We start from the raw sequence: 18,961 nt of genomic DNA, 5'->3' as shown, positions 1-18,961 counted from the left end.
CGTGAAGAGCCTGCTCGATCAGCTCGTCCAGGTCTTGATCTGAGCGGCGACCTCCCGCACCGGTAGACCGTCCCGGGCGGCGCGGGCCAGCGGGAGAACGGTGTCCAGGCCAGGGCCCACCGGCATCCCGCACGCCGACAAGTAGGCCGCGGTCACCGTGGCCGCGAACAGCAGATTCCGCATCTCCAGGCTCGGGTTTCTCGCCAGCTCGCACAGCAGCGCCGCAGCCTTGTGATGAGGTTCGGGGTAGACCTCGTGGTCAAGGATCTCCGCCCGGTGACGTGCTTCCGCCGCTACGGGGACGCCGTAGTCGACGACCTGGGGGTCTCCCGGAATCTGCTGCGCCACTGCCAGGATCCACGCGAGGTCAATCCGAAGGTTCACGCGGCATCCCTCGGTGCCGTCTCCGCCGGGGCGTCCGGGAGACCGGGGTACCGGTCCTCACCGACTTCCGCATCGAACACGTCCGTGTACGCGGCCAGGAACGATGCGGCGCCGGCCATGAAGGCCGCGCGGGACTGATTCACGTCCGCCTCGATCAGGTCGGCCACGTACCCCTGCAAGCTCAGGCCCCGGCGCTTGGCCCGGTCCTCGGCGGCTGCTTTGACCTCTTCATCCAGGCGGATGTTCGTCTGCTTTCCCATGCCAGCAACTGTAGCTATGTGCTGGTACCAGTGCATAGCAAACGGGGACGTCGGCCCGGGACCGGAGCGGTGGTGAGATCATTCCGGGGGCAAGTGGGACGGGCGCGCCGGAGGGGCAACATGATCGACCTTGAAGAGCGCGTGAACCGCGTGTTCAATCCGGACCTGCGTCCCCTCGTCAGCGAGGCGTACCGTTGCTACGTCTCCGGCTCGGCCCGCGGCGCGATCGTCCTGACCTGGACAGCTGTCTGCGCCGACCTCATCGCCAAGGCCCAGATCCTCCATGAAGAGGGCGAGAGCCACGCGAAGGACCTGGTTGCCGATGTGGAGCGAGCGCAGGGCAGTGCGGAGTCCGAAGCGATTCCGATCATGCTCGCCCTGGAGAAGACTCTGCTCGATACGGCGGAGAAGCTCGAGTTGATCGACTTCACCCAGCGCAAGCAGCTGGAGCGGATCCGCGACGACCGCCACCTGTGTGCACATCCGTCCATCCGTCCACTCGGCGAGCTCTACGAGCCGACGATGGAGTACGCCCGCGCCCACCTCGTGGCCGCGCTGGAGGCCGTGCTCATCCATCCTCCGAGCCAAGGCCGCAAGATCGTCGGCAGCTTCCTCAAGCACGTCGTAGACCCCGGTTTCGTCTACGACACTGAGTACCTCACTCACACTTTTTTCGCCCGCGTCCGTCCCAGCGCCAGGTCCAAGGTCGTCGAGGCCGCGGCCAAGTTCGCTGTCCTCGCGATCGAAGACCCCGCGATCAAAATCAAACCGGAGAAGTTCGCCGACCGGATGGCCAAGTGCCTGCGCAGCTTCGCCGAACGCGATGCCGACCTCGTCAAGAAGGCCGTCGCCAAGCAAATGGCCCGCCTTGAGACGGCCGAACCCTCCGTCCAACTTCAGGCACTCGGTCGCCTCGGCGACCTCCCCGCCTTCTGGGCCTCCCTGGGCACTCCCGTGCGCAATCTCCTGAACGCGAAGATCGAGACGATCGGGAACCGGGCGCCCTACAAAGAGATCACCACCGCCGAGGCCCAGGCCCTGGCCCTGGTCGCCCACCCCGAGCTCCGGGCGACGCTCCCCGCGCTCATCGAAGCGTTCTCCAAGCTCTGGTACATCCCCCGGGCAGACATCATCGCGCAGCGCCCCGACCCCTACTTCACGCCGTTCCTCCCGGCCCTCCTCAAGGACGTGGGCTCCTTTGACCGCGGGCAGGAAGTTGCGGAGAAGGCCGTCCTTCCGTGCGCAGGCTTCCTGACCTTGCCGGAGTTGGAGCAAGTCCTTACGGAGTGGAACGACAACGACCAGTGCTGGGGGCGTGCCATGCCCGGCTACCTCGTCGAGCTCTACACCCTCACGAGTCACCTCGGCGAGGGGCGTAGGCGCCTGTGGACGCCGATTCTGGAAGACGTCCGAGGAGACGAGCGGGTCTTCAACCTCATCGCCTCCGGCATCGGATCGACCGAGGCCTCCAGCACCTGACGGCTGGTCGTGCCGTGCCGGGGGCATGATGATCCCCATGACTGACGAAGACCTCCCTGCGCTGCCCTGACGTCGCGCGCAGTCAGCTATCCGCCGGGCCCGGCCGTCAGCGCTCGCCTGGCCCGTGCTCGCTCTCGTCCTGACGCCGCTTCTCCTGTGATGGCTCGTCGAGATCGGCGCCGGCGACCCGAGCAGAAAAGGGCAGAGTGGGCAGCTGGAGCGCTGCCGGCCGTCGCCTTCGTGGCCTGCCTCGCCTGGCAGGCTGCGCCGCTAGTCCGCACGGAGCAGCGGACGGTCGCCGACCGCATGACGATGTCGCCGACCGGCAGGCCAGTCGTCGAGCCGCCGTCCAAGGCCTTGGAGATGAGGCGCATGTGACGCTTTGGGCAGCGATTCGAGTCCGTGCGCTGCCACGGTCGGCAGGACCCTCAGAAACTCAGGTGCTGGCCGTGTTGCCCGCTCACTACGGTGATGAGTCCTCGGCCGCGAGCCGGGCGGAAAGCGGAAGGCAGGCCGATGAAACGCCTCGAACTGGTAGTCGTGCAATTCGAAGAGGTCAAGCGCCTCATCGAGGTCGGACGGGTCCCACAGCTGCGGCTGGCCCACATCCTGCTCGACAGCGCCGTCGAACTGATCATGCACCGCATGGCCGAAGCCGAACTCGACGGCGAGCGCTACCACTTCGATCAGCTTGAGAACCTCCGTCGGATCGAAGCGATGCGCAAGAGCGACAACCCCCTGCACCGCCGGTTCGCCACAGGGCCGAGCGACGACCAGCTCAGCTCAGAGATCAAGAAGCTCGAAGCGATGGTGACCTCGAAAAGGAAACGCAAGAAGATCAACGACAACTTCGGAGACAAGATCGACTTCCTCGTCGAGCGGACGAGGCTACCCGGCAGCATCGCGCCGGTGCTGAAGAAGCTGCACGACTACCGGAACGAGACCTACCACCGCGACCAGCACCGCGTTGAAGTGATCCGTCCGGCAGTCCTGATCTACTTCGACGCGGCATGCACCGTCCTCGACCTGTACGAGCCGGGAGTGCTGATCGGTGACGGGGCCCTGGGCCCTGAGCTGGCACGCTTCCAGGACACCCGCCCCGGCCACCATGACCCCTTCGAGGTGTCCCATCGGGCAGCGAAACAGCTAAGGGAGGAAGTTGGCCTTGACCTGGCAGCGGTGAGGACCGCGCTGGTCGACCATCTTCTTGGACGCCTCGACGATCTTGAGTCGGGACTCGCCTACGTGGAGGAGAACAGCGTCAATGGCGCGGCCCCGGGCGACGCGATTCGCATCATGCAGATCGAAGACGGAGACATCGAAGCGATCTTCAACAACGAGGTGTTGCGGAGCCGGAAGTATCCCCTCACGATGACGGACGTGAAGTCCTGGATCGAGCGGGCCACAGCGATGGAAGACATGGACGACAAGCACACGCTCTTCGCCGAGCTCGCGGCACTTGAGGACGAGTTCGAGGATCTCGAATCGAAGGTCCGAGAGGCGGTCTGGCGCATCGACGAGGCAGCGAACATGCGCTGAGCACCCGCGGCCGGACCGCCGTGGCCGACATGTGGCGCGAGGACCTGGATCGCGAGCGCGCTCACTCTTTCCTGCCCCGCGTCTGGGTGACCACGCGCGGGCTGCGTACCCACCCTCCGCTGCGCCTTCGGATCCCGTGTGTCGAACACGGCCCGTTGTCCGAGAAACTCGGATAGACCGTGCACCCGCTGCACACTGCGGCCGCGAGCTGACCCGCCCTCCCGCCGGCCAGACGGTACGAGCCCGCGCTGCGCCCGATGCGTGATCTGATTCCCCGATATATGCGATAGGAGGTTGGATGGCGCGGTACGTTGGCGGACAGTCCCCCTGGACGCCGCGTCCCCCGTGCGCTGCGGCCGGGGGGCACACATCACACCGGACATGGCATGATCGCGGGCGACGGCCCGAATGACCACAGCGACCCGTAGCCGGACGCGCTCAGACGATGCTGATGCCGTTCGCTCAAGGGGGCCACCCGCCCGGCTTACTCGTCGCGCTGCTGCTGGGCCTCTGCGAAGGCTCGGAGCGCGGCCTGGAGAGTCTGCTCAATGCGACCAGGATCCCGCGGCGTCTGCTCCTCCTCGGCCAGCGCGCCGCCCTCAGCCGCCGCCAACATGACGCCGAAGGCCTTCCGTTGCGCATCCTCGTTCAGCGACCGCCGGCCACGCAGTGCCCCGATCGCCATCAAAGTCAGCACGTCATCGCTCGTGGTGGGCCGCATCCGCCCCTCGACCAGGTCGTCCAGCCGCCAGCTGTCCGCGACCTCTTCCCACGTCACGTCAGGCATCGCCTCGTCGCTCACGCCTTCTCCCATGAGACAGGAGTCAACCACGGCACCCGGGGGCACCCCCAGCCGCCAAGCCGGACCTCACGGACACCGGCAAGGAGGTCCTCACGTCGGCGTGCTCACAAGCTCCGCATGACAGTGACGACTTTCCCGAGGATGGAGGCCGACTCGCCGGGGATGGGGTCGAAAGCGTCGTTCTCCGGCACCAGCCACACAGCTGCGCCCTCTCGCTTGAGCCGCTTGACCGTCGCCTCCCCGTCAATCATGGCCGCCACGATCTCGCCGTTCTCGGCGTTCGGCTGGGCGCGGACGGCGACCGTGTCGCCGTCCATGATGTGCGCTTTGATCATCGAATTACCCCTCACAGTGAGCGCGAACACCGTTCCGCTGCCGACGAGTTGCTTCGGCAGCGCCAGCACGTCCTCGACGTGCTCGTCGGCGGTGATCGGAACGCCGGCGGCGATGCGCCCGACGAGCGGGGTATGGACCACCGAGGCGTCGGACGCATCGGGGTTCGCCTCCACGGCAAAGTCGACCTCGGGACCGGCGGTCGCGGTGGGAACGTAAGCGCGAGGACGCTTCGGGTCCTGCCGCAGGACGCCCTTCTTCACCAGGGCGCCGATCTGATGCGCGACGGACGAGGTGCTGGCGAGCCCCGCAGCCTGACCGAGCTCCCGCATCGACGGCGGGTAACCGCGCTCACTGATGCTGGCCCGGATCGCGTCGACGATGCGGCGCTGCCGGTCGGTCAGCCCGTCCTCCCGGGTCACGATGCCCGGCGGACGCCCGACGTACCGAGTGGCCTCCATAGTGTCCCCCTCCGCGCTCGTACAGGTTCGAACCGTAACCCGAGATTCCACAAAGGGGCACAGACATGCGACTTAAATTCCCTGGTCAACGACGGCTGCCTCCGACGTGCCACCAGCGGAATCAGTGAAGGTACAGCGGGCCACCGGCAAGCGCCGATAGGGGCGCGGCGTGGCGCGCTGCCAGCACGGCGCCTCGCCACTACTGTGACGCCCTGCGGCATCGGTCTGCTGCTCCTCACGCGAACCTCGGCCCACGGGTTCACAGGCGGAGGCGAAGAAGCTCGGCTTCGACCAGTTCCGTCTCATCGACCGCAACGCCGCACGCCAGTACCTGTTCCTCATGCTCCGAGGGCCGACGGAGCGGAGCGAAAGGTGCTTGAAGCCATGTCGGCCACCCAGACCAGCAGCCGCGCCCGGACGTACGCCCTCTACACCGGCACCCCCCGCCAGGTCGCCTGCGACGCCGTCGCTGCCGTGCAGCCCGATGCGCCCCTCATCCCGGCACCGGCCCAGCACGCGCAACTCCTGCTTGAGTCGGAGGTGTTCTACTGGGTCCTCAGCACCCAGCGGCACTTCTTCGAGTACCCCTTCGGAATCCGCTACGTACAGCCCACCTCAGAAGGCGTCCGGCTCCACCTAGAGAGCAACACCAGCCTCGACAGCCTGCTGAGCGGGCTGCTGCCCTGCCGCTCACCGATGCGCGTAGGACGAGACGAGATCTACGGGCTCAACGGTGTTCGGATCTGCGCACGCACCGATCGCGGGATCGAGCTCCGTCGGCTCGGACAGCCGACCAGGATCCAGCTCACCGGCCCCTCGCGACGAGCCTTCCAGAAGGCGGAGGCAGCCCTCGCGCAGCAGATCCAGAGCAACGGGGGAGAGGCCTGCTGGCTGGCCGGCGACACCTGGACTCCCTACGAGAAGCAGTGGGACACCGAACGGCAGCCGCTCATCTACGAGAAGATCTGGCGGGACGCCGCCTGGCTCCCCAGCGGGCTGCTGCGCCGCCTCGGACTCCTCCACACCGTCGCCGTCCCCCAGGTCGTCACCGGCCACGAGTCGCGGCTGGGGGAGTGGTGGATCCTGCAGCTCGAGCACGATTCCGAGACAGCCCTGCGCCGCGCCGAGCTGGTGCAGGCCCTGACCGACCCGGAGCATGGTCTGCCGCTGGAGCTGTGCGGTCACCGCGACCTGACGCCCGGAGGCAGCCTCGGCCTGGTCCTGTTGAAGTCTCCAGATCGCAGCGCCGCTCTCCAACTGCGCTACGACCGGATCGACTACCCGATCAGGAAGCACCGCGCCGAGATGTTCGCGGCGATCCGCCGACGCACCAATGCCCTGACGGGCGAGGCATCGTTGCCCGTGATGCCCGGTTGCTCGGGCACCGGCTGAGGGGGGTCACGAGGCGTTGGGGCCTTGGTCAAGGCCCCTTCACCCGAAGGGATTGCCGCAATGCGGCGATGTCCCATGCCGTAGGCGTTTGCCGTACCGTTCTCGGACTGCGCCTGCCCAGGGGAGTGCGGTGGGCCGGACCGGGGAGAGGACGGCGTCGGGGTGAACGGGGAAGACCAGGAGGACTGGGGTAAGCGAGCGGTCTGCCGAACCGCTGATCCGGACGAGCTCTTCGTGGACGGCGCGGCCCAGAACAGGGCCAAGGCCCTCTGCACCGGCTGCCCGGTGCGCACCGAGTGCCTGGCCTATGCCCTCGACCATCGGATCGAGCACGGAATCTGGGGCGGCATGACCGAGCGTGAGCGGCGGGCTCTCCTGCGACGGCGCCCCCTGGTCACGTCATGGAGACGCCTGCTCGAAGCCGCCCGATCGGAACACCAACGACTTGCCAGCCCGGACGAAGGACAGGCCTGGGACGTCGCAGGATGAAAGCACGCCAGCCCCCGGACCCCCGCTCCCCGCGGTACCGCCCGGCGCGGACAGGAGGTGTTGGGCCGGGGCCGTGCGCGCCGGACGGCACCGCGGCCTGAGTGGCTGGAGCCGGGCCCGTCAAGGTCTGCGGGCTGGAGCCCGCGGCCGGGGAAAATTGGCGGTGATGCGGCCGCCCGCCCGGCAGAATCGGGTGATCGACACGCCCTTTGGGGGAGCTATGCAGGAACTCCGCTTCGACGACGACATCCGGTTCACCGTGGAAGTCAGCAGCGACCAGACGTGGCTGCACCGCGCACTGGGAGCCCACGAGCTGAGCGTCCAGCTCGCTGTCGGGGTGTCGCCCTTCACCGAGGCCGGGAAGATCCTCGCCCTGGAGGCGGACCTGTTCGGCTTCGAGGCGACGGGGCAGCGCTCCCGGCTCGCCCGCACCACGGCGAACCTGGCGTACACCCCGAAGGTGACCGTCCACCGCGTGACCCTGTCGTTCCCGCTGACCTCGTTGCAGGTCCACGCCATCGAGGAGGGCCGCACCGGCGACGTCCGCTTCGAGATCGACCTCAACGCGACCCTGCCGCAGGCGTCCGGGTATCCGGGGAGCACCCAGGACACGGCGCACATCACCATCGCCAAGAGCCGGTGGGAACAGCAGCTCGCGCAGCTGGGGCCGTCCGCGGCGTTCGAGATGGCCGTGCCGTACCCGCTCGGCGATCCGGAACGGGACGAGGTCGGCCGGACGCTGCGCGAGGCACAGCGGCTGCTGACCGCGAACGAGGTGCGGGCGTCGATCCTGGAGGTCAGGCGGGCGCTGGAGTGGGTCCGGGAGAACGTCACCTGGGACAACCCCGGATCGAGGAAGCAGGCCAACCAGTGCAACCAGACCGAGCGGTGGTGGCGGATCCAGGACGCCCTCTACAGCCAGACCTGCGGCGCCCTGCACAACGACGCGGTCACCAAGACCTTCAAGTACGACCGGGCCGAGGCGGAGACGCTCCTGGCGATGACCGCCGCACTGCTGCGGAACGTGCCCGTCACCAGCGCGTGACGGCCCGGCGCCCGCCCCGCGACCGAGACGAGGACCGCATGGCAATCGAGCACAACGGCATTGCAGGCCCCTACTTCGAGTACGACGGACTGCCCGCCCAGCACGTGGTGGACAAGGATCTGCCGCTGATCCATCCGTACGGCCCGGTGACGCCCGGCCGCTATCTCACGCCCGGCGGCGGACGGCTCACCATCCGCCCGGCTGAGAATCGCGCCCACACCCGGATCACGCTGGACCACCTGGGTTGTCCCGCCCAGGTCACCGATGAGAAGGACGCCGCCTTCATGCGGCTCGCCCAGGCTGCCGAGGGGTACTGCGTGCAGGCCAGGTGCCGACACCACGCCGCGTACTCGGGCGGGGTGCTGCGCATCTTCGAGGTACGCAAGGGGAGCATCGAGCTCACCGCATTCGTGCGCGCCGCGCTCGCGGTCGAGCTGGGGGACTTCACCCCCACGGACCGGCTCTTCCAGGAGACCGAAGCACTGGTCGGGCCTGTCCGCCGGGACGGCGAGGGGGACCAGGCCAGCGGCGGCTAGACGCCCGATGTCCGCCTGCCGCGGCGGTACCGGCGGGCCCATGAAAGCGGGGAGGTGCGGCGCCACGGGGGGAGCGCCGCACCTGCGACCAGCGTAGCGATCCACCGCCCGGCCCGGGCTCATTTGTGCGACCGGCAACGGAGAAGGCCCCGGACCTCGGTCCGGGGCCGTCGTCGTGGAAGACCGTCAGCCTGTCCCTGGCTAGGAGTCGTAGGCCCACGACCGGCCGGTCTGCCGGTACTGCTCGACCGGGATCGGCTCGACGCCGGGCCGCATCCGGCTCACGTACAGCAACCCGTTGAGGTGGTCGATCTCGTGGGCGACGAGCCGGGCAAGACCCCGCTCGTACACCGTGGTGACGGTGGTGCCCTCCAGCGTCGTGGTCTCGACGGTGATGCTCAGCGGGCGGGGGACCATCCCGCGGACGTCGAAGAACGACAGGCATCCCTCGTACTGCTCGTCGGCGTCGACGGAGGCCTCCGTGACGCGGGGGTTGAGAAGGACGATGGCGCCGGCGCCCTCGTCGGGCGGCTGGACGCCGGCGGCCGCGCGGCCGATGCCGATCTGCGGGGCCGCCAGTCCCATGCCCTTGGCGAAGGGGCGCACCCGGCCGATCCGCTCCATGGCGGTGAACAGCGCGTCCACGGCCTGCTCGGCGGCATGCTGCTCGGCGGGCAGGTCGAACGGGCGGGCCGTCTCGGTCAGGACCGGGGCGCCGCGCTGGACGACACCGAGGTCGCGCATCTGCTGACTGGGCCGGACCTCGGTCACTTGAACTCCCCGCGCTTCACGTCCTGTTCGGGCCGGGCCCGGAACCTCCATTCCAGACGATAGCGAGCGTGCAGGGCCGGGCGGCCGGTCGACCAGGTGAAGACGCGCATGCCGTCCTCCTCCCGGCGGCCGGGCGCGCTGGGCAGGGGAGACGCCTCGGCGGTCATCGACGTCTCGGTGCCCCACACCACCGGATCGAGCGCGACGGGGAAGGCGAGCACGACTTCGAGGTGCTCGGTGGGCAGCCGCACGGCCCGCTGGAACCACCTGCCCCACTTGGTGTCGCTGACGGTGTAGGCGTACTCGATCCACACCGAATCGCCGGGGTAGAGCGGGAAGCGGCCCTGGTCGTTGTCGAACAGCAGCCACACCGCGCGGCCGAGGAAGCGAGTCGGCGCTCAGAACTCGTCGGCGCGCATCGGGACGAGCTCGGCGACCTCGAACTGGGTCGTCTCCGGGTGTAGTTCGAGGAAACGGTCGATGACCTGGGCGTGCGCTTGGCCGGTGAACAGGTCCAGCGCCACGCGGTCGAGGGGACCGTCGTCCAACTGGAGGTAGGTCATGGCCAGATGGGCGCCGTGGTGCAGAGCGTCTTTCTCGGTGGGGTAGGTCCAGGTGCTCAGCTCGCGTTCCGGCTCGCTGCGGTGCAGCAGCACCCACGGCCCGCCGGCTGTACCCGTGGGCGAGTCGGCCAGGGTCCGGCACGTGCGGCACCACGAGGCGTTCGCGGCAAGCCGCTCTGCCGAACCGGCACCCCACACTGGCTCTGGCACGACGATGCGCGCGACCGCTGGCCGTACGGGCAGGGCCTGCGGCTCCTGGGTGAGCAGTTCGGGGACCCGGTAGGCGGTGCGGGCGCGGCTCTTCCTGCCGGCCGGAGGCTGCCACAGTGCCCGCGGCCACGGCTCTTCGAGAGTCACCGAGGGGCTGCGGCTGAGGGGATGGCCGAGGTCGACCCGGTCCCCGTAGGACGGGGCCGGCTCCTCCCCCGGCGGAAGCGGCAGCAGCCACCCGGCCACGTCCTTCACCCACGACTGCCCGCACCCGCACCAGTGCACGGCGGCAGCCTGCTCGGCGGGGCTGTCGTACCAGTCCGGCTCCTCCCGGCCCAGCCCGAGGCGCGCCAGGGCGGTCGGCTTCTCGCACGGGCAGGACGCGAACCGGTACAACTGCACATCGGGCTGCTCGTCGCGCGCCGCGTGCAGCCACGCCGGATGGACACCCAGCGCCCCGGCCAGTGCCGCCCGCTCTCCATCCCCGGGTCGGGAGCGGCCCGCCGCCCAGTGTCCGATCTGGTGCGCGCCGACGCCGACCTCGCCGCCCAGGCCGACCGCGGTCTTCGCGGACGCCTCCTGCCATAGCCGCAGGCGCCGCGCGAGGGGGGACAGCTCCAGCAGCGCCCATACCGGGTGGTCACCCTGGGGCTCGACGTGGTCCGGATCGTCCTCCCACACCTCATGGAGCATGTTGTAGGAAAAGGCGTGCTCGGCCAGCGTCTCGGTCACCCACCGGCGCACCGCGGCGTCGTCCGTCCACTGCTCATCGGTGGCCTCCCGAGCCGCGGCGTCCGCGTTCTCCGCCAACACCAGCTCTTCGTGCAGCGGGAAGATCAACTCCTCGACGGCCAGCAGCGCCCGGGAGGCGACGACACGGCGGGCCGGCTCCGGCGCCGCGCCGCTCAGCACGCCCGACAGCACGTCGACGGCCCGCACCACCAGCCGGTCCTCCTGCTTCCCCCACCTGCTCACTTCGATCCCCTCCCACGACCGCCGCAGCCCTGCGCGTGCCACATCATCCCGGCCACGACACGCACGCGGGCGACAACGCCCGAAGTTCACCCACACCAGAAGCCAGCCAGCAGCGCCCGGCATCAAACCCAGCACAACCGCCAACTACGCGGCCGCATACGCTGGGCCGATGCCCGTCGTACCCCCGCTCTTCAGCGATGCCGAGTCCGACCACCCCGCCATCGCCGAATGGTGCTCCACCATCCTGGCCGGCGACACCGCCCGCCTGCTCCTCCTGGGACCGCACTGGTCCGGCAAGTCCCACACCGCCTACGCCGGGCTGCGTCGCCTCCTCGCCGCCGGCTACCGCGAGGAGAACATCACCGTCCACCAGGCTTATGAGCTCAAGCGCAGCTACGAGCCCAGCATGATCGAGAACACCACCGCCGTCACGGTCATCGACGACCTGACCCTCTCCGTCGACCTGGTGCGCGAGGCGAAGGTGCCGCTGAAGCCGGACCCCGCCGACGTCCAGGCCATGATGGCCCTGGAGGCGGGAGCACTCGCGGATGCCGTCGCCCGTCTGAGCGTGCTGCCGGGGCGTTCCTGGCTCCTGATCGCCTCGAACCTCGACTGCCTCGTCGAGGCGGTCGGCCAAGAGACCGCCGACCGCCTCGTCGCCGTCGCCGAGCAGGCCGAACTCGTCCCCCGCCCCCGGCCGACCCTGCGCTGGTAGCAGCCGGACAATCAGCACGCCCGCCGCACCTCAATCAGCTGGACTACGCTGCGAGTTGTCGTCAGGGCGAAGGAAGGGCGGGCTGTGGCCAAGCGGACGAACGGCTCCGAGAAGAACCGCAAGGAGCCGCTGTCCGGCGTCGCACGCCGGCTGTGGGCGTTCTCCGGCAACGAATGCGCCTGGGGCGACCCGCACTGCTCAACCCGGCTGGTCACGGAGGAGGGCGCCTGGGTCGGCAAGATCGCCCACATCATCGGCGCCGAGCCCGGTAGCGCCCGTCACGAGGCGTGGGACGGCCAGGACGTCGACCAGCTGCGGGACTTCGACAATCTGATGCTGCTGTGCGGGGTGCACCACGACCTGATCGACAGCAGCGTCACCCGGCACGACTACACCGTCGAGTACCTGCGGGCAGTCAAACAGAAGCACGAGGCCACGTACCGCTACACGGTCGACGACATCGAGGCCGAGTTCCGCGACACGGTCAACGGCTCCCTGGTCCGCCCCGCCACCACCATGACGCGCTTCTTCGCCTGGGAGGACGCCAACCAGGACCCGTCGGACGAACAGGACTTCCTTCAGCTGGTCAACCGCTTCGCGGGGCGGGTCGGCGGCCTCACGCGGATGGCCCGACAGGTGCTCGCCCTCGTGGTGCACGAGGAGACCACGGACTTCGAACTGGTGCTGAGGCGCTTCTCGGCGGACCGTACGACGCTGCTCAGCGTCGTACGCGAACTCCAGAAGGCGGAGATGGTCTACCTCCACGCCGAGGAGTACGACGAGGACCGCGGACAACTGTCCCTGCTCAGTGGCGCTCTGGAGGGAGTCCCCGAAATGTGGGACGAGCTTCGGGGCTTCTGCCGCGACGAGAAGGTGGACCTCAAGGAGATCCTGGTGGATCTCGACTTCTCCCGCTTGGACTGAGCCGCCGGCGGGCGTACGACCTACGCCCGGGGAGTGGCGGCCCCGGCCGTACTGCGTCCCGTCACGGGGACCGGGGCCTGTCCCGCACACTCCATTCCGGCACGGGCCACGGCGAGCCTAACGAATGACCCAAGAGCCCCTGCACCGATTTCCACCGGCCCGGGACGAAGCACGAGGACAAGCACGGCGAGGGGACTGCCACAAGGCATCACGCCGTCGGCTTCCGCACAGGACAGGTACCGCGAGCGGCGACACCGACGGCATCGTCGCCACTGTCCTGAACGCGCGGCGTGTCGGCCTCGGCGGGCCTGGCGGTGACACCGTAGAAGCCGCCGAAGGCCTCGACGCCGCTCTTCCCTTCCAGTTGGGCGAGCAGCGCCGCCGCTGCCACGCCGCGCGCCAGTTCGCTCGCGGTCCGGGCCACACGGTTCTGCGCGCGTCCCGACCGAGGACGACCATCGCTGAACTGGATCGCGTCACCGTTCTCGCCCAGGCTGCCACCAGCGCGCTCGGCCTCGCCACGTAGCCAGGCCTTGGCCTGCTCGCGCGAATGGCCCCATTGCCTGAGCTTGTACGCGATGTCAGCACCGCACAGCGGAACTGCGAAATCCAGGAAGAGCCGCAGCTCATCAATGGCATTCAATGGTTCAGGCTGGCGCACAGAAGAATCTCCTAGACATAAAGAGTCGGAAACCCGAAATTGGGCTAAAGAAGCGGCTGGGTTCCAGGAGAAAGCGAGCAGGAAGCGTCCGTCGGAAAGATGCCGGCGCTATCGGGCCACACGGCCTGCCAATACGGCACGGCAATCTCCTGGCCGTACACCGCCCGCAGCATCGAGAAGGGCTCCAGGGACGTCACGGGGCGCATGAGCAGCTGGAATCCGTTCGCAAGAACCCCGTCCAGCGCCTCACCGTCAACTGGACCAGACGATCCGGCGAACCGCTCGATGAGGGAGTGAAGCAGGCCCTGCATCACCCGGACGTCCAGGCCGGCCATCACGAACTCGCACCCCAGAGATTCGTGCAGACCGATGGTGTAGCAATAGGCAGCAGAACTCTCATCACCAAGAACTGGCTGGATAGCGAACCCGTGCTCCGCGATTACGCCCCGCAGCCGAGCAACGTACGCCGTCATGAAGTCGGGCGGACACACCGGGCAATCCGCATCTCCGCAAGAATCGTGAGGGCGGCCCTTCGGCAAGACACTGGCCGCGGCATCGGGTGTGAAATCGAGATCGCGGACGACCAGCTGGGACGGGTCATCGTCCGGACCAAGTGACTCCAGAGCCGGGAGATCGATCAGGCCCCACCCGCCTTGCGACAGGTCACCCCCCAGGCACGACCACCCGTAAGCCCGGCCGCTCGCGTCGTCGACCTCCACGACGTACCACTCACCCTCGGCGGAGTAGTACCGGAGGCCGACCACCCTGTGCTCATGCGGCTCCAGGACCGTTGCCCACAGAGCCGGGATCTCGGCCAGCACCTCCGGAGCCGGGTAGAAGCCGTGGCCGCGCTCATCGCGCCACAGCTCGGGCGGCCGCGTCCCGACCGGAGCGCCCCCCTGCGCAGAGCCCTCGGCGTCGGGCTGGGCGCGGAAGACGGCCTGCTCCACATCCGGGTGAAAGATCGACACCTCCTCGCCGTCCCAGCGCACGGTGTACGCCTCCAGGTCACCGGGCAAAGCGAGCAGTTCGGGGACGGTCTCCATCGCCCTGAGGAAGAGGGCGATGAACAGTTCTTCCCGGCTTCCGGCGTCGGTAGAGACGGTGGTTCGCTCCCAGGGGTGCCCGAGGACGCGCATGCGGATGTCCGCCATGATCAGTTCTCCAGTGAAGCGTGGGTGGGGAGCCGACGAGGGCCTGGCTGAGGGCGTGCGTCGCCTCTGAGGCGATCGCGGAGTAGCGACGCTGCGCCTCAGCGCGCATCACGGGCCAGCCGGCCCCGACCGAGTGAGAGGAGGGAGGAGCCTGCCCGGATCAGGAGGCTGACGACTGCTGGGCCCGATACTTGCCCACCACGGCGAGCACGGCGGTGCCGAGCAGGTCGGCACCCTCACCCGCCATCCAGTCGCCGAGTGTCGCTTCCGGGCTGCTGCTGAGCCGCTGGATGAGTTCGTGCACGCCGACATGCGGAACGCCCTCGGCATCGCAACCAGCCTCGAAGTGCCCGAAGTCGGGGGCGTACGCGTGGTAGTGCCCGTCGGCGCTCCAGTGAGGGTCCTGCCACAGCTCGAACACGGCGTTCGGAGCGTCCTCCTCCAGCCGCGCGGCTACTTCCTCGCAGAGGCCCAATGCGGCGTCCCGGGCGCGGTAGACCTGTCCCAGCGTGAGGGTCTCGGAGGGACCACGCTCATACTCGCCGCGAAGCCTGTGCTCCCGCATGAGGTCGAGAAGCGCGACGACCTCGCCAGCGGGAATCGAATGGATGCGGAGCTGCAGATCAGCAGACACGATTCTTCCTACGATCGAGCGCCACGGCGGGCGCGCATGAAGAGGGACAGCACCGCGGGCGTTGTCGGCAGCGGTGAAGTAGAGGGGCTTCGGTCGCTCGGCCGGCGCCCTCGAACCGGCGGAAGGAGTGGGGCCGTAGGCGTTTGGCTGTGTGCGGCTCTTCGGCCGTCCGGAGTTACGCCAAGGCCTGGTTGAGGGCAGCCGTCAGAACCGCGATGCCTCACGCCGCCAGCTGCGCGTCTCGGCGCGGCGAACCAGACGGCGGAACCAGGGCCCCTTTTCGCCCTCATCGCTGTACCGGCCCGGCAGGATCTTGCTCCCCACGGAGCCGGTCCGAGCGTTCTTGACCTTGCGACGCCTCGCGGGACGCTTACTCGCCCCGGTTCCCGGGACGGGGGTGCTCATGTTGAGATCAACTCCGCATCTGTTTGCCCCGATGCCTTACGCGGCGTCGTTCTCGGCGCAGTCGGGGCAGTCGTCGGGGCAGCGGTCGTGGGTGCCGTAGGTGTGAACCTCACAGCGCACACAGGGGTCAACGGAGGCGACGTAGTCGCCGTCTTCGGTACGGGTTTCTCCGACCCAGTCGTCAGCCGGGATCCCAGTCGGTTCGTTGCAGTGGCCGCAGTTGACCTCGCCGGGACGGTAGATGGCCATCAGAGCTCACGCTCGGGCAGACCGCCGTGGAGCCTCCACAGGAACTCCGACATGTCGACGCCGATCTCGTGCTCGGCGTCGTTACTGTCGCCATCGACGGCCTCGTTCCAACGGGCGAGAAGTTCTTCGACCTCGGCCAGGTCGGAGGGGCTGAGTTTGGTGCTCAAGGCGCGGTCCTCCTGCTTGCGCGCCCCGACAAGCGGGGTCGGATGGGGTTGGGGCATGGGCCCCGGAGGGCTGGAAAGTCAGCCAGGCGGTAGGTGTGATCAGCAGTCGAAGGCCGACGTGAGGCTGTTTAGCTCACGCTTCAGCCCTCAGCGACCACCACCTGTACGCCCGAAGTCCGGCACTTCTGGCCGCGCACGAGGTGGCGATCCAGCCGGCCATCGATCAGATCGACAACCGCACCGCACCCGGCAGCCGGGCAGCGGACGGCCATCACCCGGCCCTCATCGTCGAGGAGGGGCATTTCAGATGCGATGGCCATCGCCGTCTGCTCGCCCTTCAGACGTACGGAGAAGGTCACCGCGCCGCCGGCCTCTACGTCACTGATGCACGACTGGCACAGGGGCCGCCTACGCGCTCTGGCTGTGGCTTCTGGCGACGCGGCCACGCTGCGACCGTCGGGAGAGATACCAGGCGGCAGGCCCGTCTCGGGGTCGATCAAGAGGCTCGGGGCGGTGTGTCGCTCCAGTTCGTGAAACAACGTCGGGCGGCCGCAACAAGGGCACATCATCAGATAGAACAACGCGAGCTCTCACGATCGTCGGAGTGGTGTGGGTAGGCACGGACGGCCCCATGGGAAGGGCCGTTCTGGCGCGGGGCCGTTCCAGGGACATCCAGTTGGTGACCTCGGCCGGGTCTTCTTCCCCGACGAGGCCGCGGGCGGCGGTCCGCTGGTCGGGTGGCTTCTCGGCCGAAGGTCTTCGCTCCCCGGCCCCGCAAGAGCAACAATACATATTGGAATCGCAATATGCAACAACAAAAAGAGTCCGTCTGCCTCAATGCCCGGACCAGGTGCCGGAAGGCGCGAGAGGGCCAACCCGATCGCCGCCGTCCCTAGACCGTGCCATGCCCTCAGGGCCTCGCCTACGCACAGCCGCCTACCCGCCCTTCGCCCACGGCCCCGGCGCGCCAGGGACGCAAGAGGCGCACGGAGCCGACAGACGTGCGCCCTGCCCGAGGCACGGCCAGACCCGTACCGTCGCAACATCGGGCCGAATACGCCGGGGGGACGCTCGGGACACAGCGGCCGGGGAGGACGGTGGCGTGGTCATGGAGCGCAGGAGGGTACTGGAGACCGGGCTCTGCGCGGCGGTGCTGTGGACGGGCGGCACGACAGCGGTGCTGGCCGGCGAACACGGCCAGCACCTGGACGAGGGGGATCTGCCGGCTGCGCGCAGGCTGTTCGCCGCCGGCAGCTACGACCGGCTCCACCAGATGCTCCCAGGGATGATCGCCCGCGCGAGCGAGAGCGAGCGAACGGACCCAGTCGGCGCCAGCCGCGCGGCGGGGGTATGGGTACTCGTCTCTCAACTAGCAGCAAAGGAAGCTGAGATGGGCACTGCGGCCGCCTTCGCGGTCAGGGCAGGGACGGCGGCCCGCCGCTCGGGCCGACCGGAACTCCTCGCGGCCGCCGCGCGCGCGGCCGCGACACCGCTGCGTCGTACGGGCCGCGCGGACACGGCCCTGCAACTGCTCGCAGAAGCGCACGATGAGCTGGGCACCGCTCCCCGGCCGTCCGCGGCCGTCCTGGACGCGTCCGGCATGGTGGCCCTGACCGCGGCCTACACCGCCGCCCAGGCCCGAATGCCCGCCGTCGCCGAGCAGTTTGCGTCCCTGGCCGAACAGACCGCGGCCCGCCTCCTCCGCGACCGCGGACGGGTACCGGCTGGCGCAGAGCTGTCGCCAGCGCAGTGCGTGCTGTACCGGGTCGGCATCCACCAGAAGCTCGGCGACGTCGACCGAGCCCTGGCGTACGCCGCGGGCCTGGAGCCGACCGCGCTGACCACACCGGAGCGCCGAGCCCGCGCGGCGACCGACACCGCCCGCGCCCTGCTGACCGCCGGAGACGTGGCGACCGCGTTCGTCCAGCTACAACTCGTGGAACGAGCCGCGCCGCAGGAGGCCCGCCGCCCCTCAGTCCGCGCGCTGACGGCCGAGGTCGCAGCGCGTCGGCCGGACCTACCCGGCGTCACAGCCTTCGCCCGCCGCACCACCCTGCGCGCCGCGACATGACCACCCCGCCGGCCGATTCCCCACCGCGCCCTCGCATTGGGACTTGATCAAGGTCGAGCGGACCTCGCGGGGGGCGTCGTCAGCCCAGGTAGTAGGTGTGTGTCGGGCGAAAGGTCGGGTAGAGCAATTCGAATGCACCCGGGCCCCGCGGGTCGTCGAAGGCGAGCAGCGCCGGGGCGTCCAAGGTGCAGCAGCCACACTTTGGATCCATCCACGTGATGGTGATGTGGGGAAACTCGGCCGCCATTTCGCGGATGGCATCCTCCCACGCCGTCTTGTCCTCATCACGCCAGTCGTGCTGGGTTCCGTCCATGTAGACCTGGTCCAGGCGCTCGGCCCACTCGTCGAATTTCATGCCTGCGGCCTTTCTGCGCTCGTGGTTGGTGGCCCGGCCCCGGGTCCCGCGTGGAGGGGGTTGGTGGGGCCGGGGGGCCGGGCCAAGGGTGGACGTGGGCGGGTCCTGGGGGTTGGGACTGATCCTGCCCTGGTCTGGGTGTTCCGCTTCCGTCGGCGCGGGCCGCGAAGGCCCGTGCGGTGCGGGTGGGTCCGGGCTCCGGCGTGGGGGCCCTGGCCGGGCCTTGGTGGGGGGTGTGGGGGTCCGGCGGCCCCGTGTTGGGGGTTGGGGCCGCCGGGTGGTGGGTGGGGGGTCAGGCGGTCTTGTAGCCGTTGAGCTTCTCGACCAGCTCGGCGCGGATGAAGGCGAGTGCCTGTGCCTTGTCGTCGAGCTTGTTGATCTCGGCCT

Annotated in this window: 23 protein-coding genes; 9 read left to right on the top strand and 14 right to left on the bottom strand. The window is 69.0% G+C overall.

Annotation, left to right across the window (positions count from 1 at the left end; translation table 11 throughout):
* Positions 1–18 precede the first annotated feature (18 nt).
* Both ACH41F_RS40280 and ACH41F_RS40275 read right to left on the bottom strand, forming a co-directional pair.
* Positions 19–384, bottom strand: coding sequence for a hypothetical protein (locus ACH41F_RS40280; RefSeq protein WP_027734645.1), 366 nt, complete (start codon positions 382–384; stop codon positions 19–21).
* Positions 381–644, bottom strand: coding sequence for a hypothetical protein (locus tag ACH41F_RS40275; RefSeq protein ID WP_024127329.1), 264 nt, complete (start codon positions 642–644; stop codon positions 381–383). Before ACH41F_RS40275 ends, ACH41F_RS40280 begins: the two co-directional genes overlap by 4 nt.
* A 120-nt stretch (positions 645–764) precedes the next feature.
* Here ACH41F_RS40275 and ACH41F_RS40270 point away from each other — a divergent pair, with 120 nt between their 5' ends.
* Positions 765–2,123 carry a hypothetical protein gene (locus ACH41F_RS40270; RefSeq protein WP_391366183.1) on the top strand — a complete coding sequence of 453 codons (1,359 nt, stop codon included), beginning with the start codon at positions 765–767 and terminating at the stop codon, positions 2,121–2,123.
* Between the two features lie 516 nt (positions 2,124–2,639).
* Positions 2,640–3,662 carry a hypothetical protein gene (locus tag ACH41F_RS40265; RefSeq protein ID WP_391237800.1) on the top strand — a complete coding sequence of 341 codons (1,023 nt, stop codon included), beginning with the start codon at positions 2,640–2,642 and terminating at the stop codon, positions 3,660–3,662.
* Positions 3,663–4,146: 484 nt separating this feature from the next.
* Here the strand turns inward: ACH41F_RS40265 and ACH41F_RS40260 are convergent, their stop codons facing one another.
* Both ACH41F_RS40260 and lexA read right to left on the bottom strand, forming a co-directional pair.
* Positions 4,147–4,464 carry a hypothetical protein gene (locus ACH41F_RS40260; RefSeq protein ID WP_307018533.1) on the bottom strand — a complete coding sequence of 106 codons (318 nt, stop codon included), beginning with the start codon at positions 4,462–4,464 and terminating at the stop codon, positions 4,147–4,149.
* Positions 4,465–4,568: 104 nt separating this feature from the next.
* Entirely contained in the window at positions 4,569–5,258 is a 690-nt protein-coding gene (lexA, locus tag ACH41F_RS40255; protein WP_331724669.1) for a transcriptional repressor LexA, read from the bottom strand.
* A 384-nt stretch (positions 5,259–5,642) separates the two neighbouring features.
* On the opposite strand from lexA, the gene ACH41F_RS40250 reads away from it, so the two are divergent.
* The 4 genes from ACH41F_RS40250 (at position 5,643) to ACH41F_RS40235 (ending at position 8,720) form a co-directional block, all read left to right on the top strand.
* Positions 5,643–6,650: a hypothetical protein gene (locus tag ACH41F_RS40250; RefSeq protein WP_331724670.1), complete on the top strand. Its 1,008-nt coding sequence runs from the start codon at positions 5,643–5,645 to the stop codon at positions 6,648–6,650.
* Positions 6,651–6,812: 162 nt separating this feature from the next.
* On the top strand, positions 6,813–7,139 hold the full coding sequence (locus ACH41F_RS40245; RefSeq protein ID WP_391237795.1) for a WhiB family transcriptional regulator: 327 nt from the start codon (positions 6,813–6,815) through the stop codon (positions 7,137–7,139).
* Positions 7,140–7,359: 220 nt separating this feature from the next.
* Positions 7,360–8,184 carry a hypothetical protein gene (locus ACH41F_RS40240; RefSeq protein ID WP_365130366.1) on the top strand — a complete coding sequence of 275 codons (825 nt, stop codon included), beginning with the start codon at positions 7,360–7,362 and terminating at the stop codon, positions 8,182–8,184.
* Between the two features lie 38 nt (positions 8,185–8,222).
* Positions 8,223–8,720, top strand: a complete 498-nt coding sequence (locus ACH41F_RS40235) for a DUF6420 family protein (protein WP_024127338.1) — start codon at positions 8,223–8,225, stop codon at positions 8,718–8,720.
* A gap of 201 nt (positions 8,721–8,921) precedes the next feature.
* Here ACH41F_RS40235 and ACH41F_RS40230 read toward each other — a convergent pair whose 3' ends face one another.
* The 3 genes from ACH41F_RS40230 to ACH41F_RS40220 are packed head-to-tail and all read right to left on the bottom strand — an operon-like array spanning position 8,922 to position 11,239.
* Entirely contained in the window at positions 8,922–9,491 is a 570-nt protein-coding gene (locus tag ACH41F_RS40230; RefSeq protein ID WP_331724672.1) for a peptide deformylase, read from the bottom strand.
* Complete coding sequence (locus tag ACH41F_RS40225) at positions 9,488–9,862, bottom strand: hypothetical protein (RefSeq protein ID WP_391237791.1); 375 nt, start codon at positions 9,860–9,862, stop codon at positions 9,488–9,490. The genes ACH41F_RS40230 and ACH41F_RS40225 overlap by 4 nt, the downstream gene beginning before the upstream one ends.
* 27 nt (positions 9,863–9,889) lie before the next feature.
* Positions 9,890–11,239, bottom strand: coding sequence for an XRE family transcriptional regulator (locus tag ACH41F_RS40220; protein WP_391237788.1), 1,350 nt, complete (start codon positions 11,237–11,239; stop codon positions 9,890–9,892).
* A gap of 169 nt (positions 11,240–11,408) precedes the next feature.
* On the opposite strand from ACH41F_RS40220, the gene ACH41F_RS40215 reads away from it, so the two are divergent.
* Both ACH41F_RS40215 and ACH41F_RS40210 read left to right on the top strand, forming a co-directional pair.
* Positions 11,409–11,954 (top strand): hypothetical protein, encoded by a 546-nt coding sequence (locus ACH41F_RS40215; RefSeq protein WP_331724674.1) that lies wholly within the window; start codon positions 11,409–11,411, stop codon positions 11,952–11,954.
* A gap of 84 nt (positions 11,955–12,038) precedes the next feature.
* Positions 12,039–12,878, top strand: coding sequence for a hypothetical protein (locus ACH41F_RS40210; protein WP_205383789.1), 840 nt, complete (start codon positions 12,039–12,041; stop codon positions 12,876–12,878).
* A 208-nt stretch (positions 12,879–13,086) separates the two neighbouring features.
* Here ACH41F_RS40210 and ACH41F_RS40205 read toward each other — a convergent pair whose 3' ends face one another.
* The 6 genes from ACH41F_RS40205 to ACH41F_RS40180 form a co-directional block, all read right to left on the bottom strand.
* A complete protein-coding gene (locus ACH41F_RS40205; RefSeq protein WP_200402132.1) occupies positions 13,087–13,539 on the bottom strand; it encodes a hypothetical protein in 453 nt (150 codons plus the stop codon).
* 44 nt (positions 13,540–13,583) lie between these two features.
* Positions 13,584–14,693, bottom strand: coding sequence for a DUF4262 domain-containing protein (locus ACH41F_RS40200; protein WP_391237783.1), 1,110 nt, complete (start codon positions 14,691–14,693; stop codon positions 13,584–13,586).
* 160 nt (positions 14,694–14,853) lie between these two features.
* The gene (locus tag ACH41F_RS40195; protein ID WP_200402131.1) at positions 14,854–15,327 is read right to left on the bottom strand and encodes a hypothetical protein; all 474 of its coding nucleotides are present in this window, start codon (positions 15,325–15,327) and stop codon (positions 14,854–14,856) included.
* A 441-nt stretch (positions 15,328–15,768) separates the two neighbouring features.
* Complete coding sequence (locus tag ACH41F_RS40190) at positions 15,769–15,981, bottom strand: hypothetical protein (protein ID WP_205383783.1); 213 nt, start codon at positions 15,979–15,981, stop codon at positions 15,769–15,771.
* Positions 15,981–16,148 (bottom strand): hypothetical protein, encoded by a 168-nt coding sequence (locus ACH41F_RS40185; protein ID WP_200402129.1) that lies wholly within the window; start codon positions 16,146–16,148, stop codon positions 15,981–15,983. Before ACH41F_RS40185 ends, ACH41F_RS40190 begins: the two co-directional genes overlap by 1 nt.
* Positions 16,149–16,288: 140 nt before the next feature.
* Positions 16,289–16,507 carry a hypothetical protein gene (locus ACH41F_RS40180; protein WP_363004927.1) on the bottom strand — a complete coding sequence of 73 codons (219 nt, stop codon included), beginning with the start codon at positions 16,505–16,507 and terminating at the stop codon, positions 16,289–16,291.
* A gap of 749 nt (positions 16,508–17,256) precedes the next feature.
* On the opposite strand from ACH41F_RS40180, the gene ACH41F_RS40175 reads away from it, so the two are divergent.
* Complete coding sequence (locus ACH41F_RS40175; RefSeq protein ID WP_363004925.1) at positions 17,257–18,219, top strand: transcriptional regulator; 963 nt, start codon at positions 17,257–17,259, stop codon at positions 18,217–18,219.
* Positions 18,220–18,298: 79 nt separating this feature from the next.
* Here ACH41F_RS40175 and ACH41F_RS40170 read toward each other — a convergent pair whose 3' ends face one another.
* Positions 18,299–18,574, bottom strand: a complete 276-nt coding sequence (locus ACH41F_RS40170; protein WP_331724678.1) for a hypothetical protein — start codon at positions 18,572–18,574, stop codon at positions 18,299–18,301.
* Between the last annotated feature and the right edge of the window lie 387 nt (positions 18,575–18,961).

Origin of the sequence: Streptomyces sp. NPDC020489, assembly GCF_044386545.1 — a bacterium.
Classification (GTDB): Bacteria; Actinomycetota; Actinomycetes; order Streptomycetales; family Streptomycetaceae; genus Streptomyces.
The sequence above is the reverse complement of the archived record's forward strand: the minus strand, read 5'-3'. Positions and strand labels throughout refer to the sequence as shown.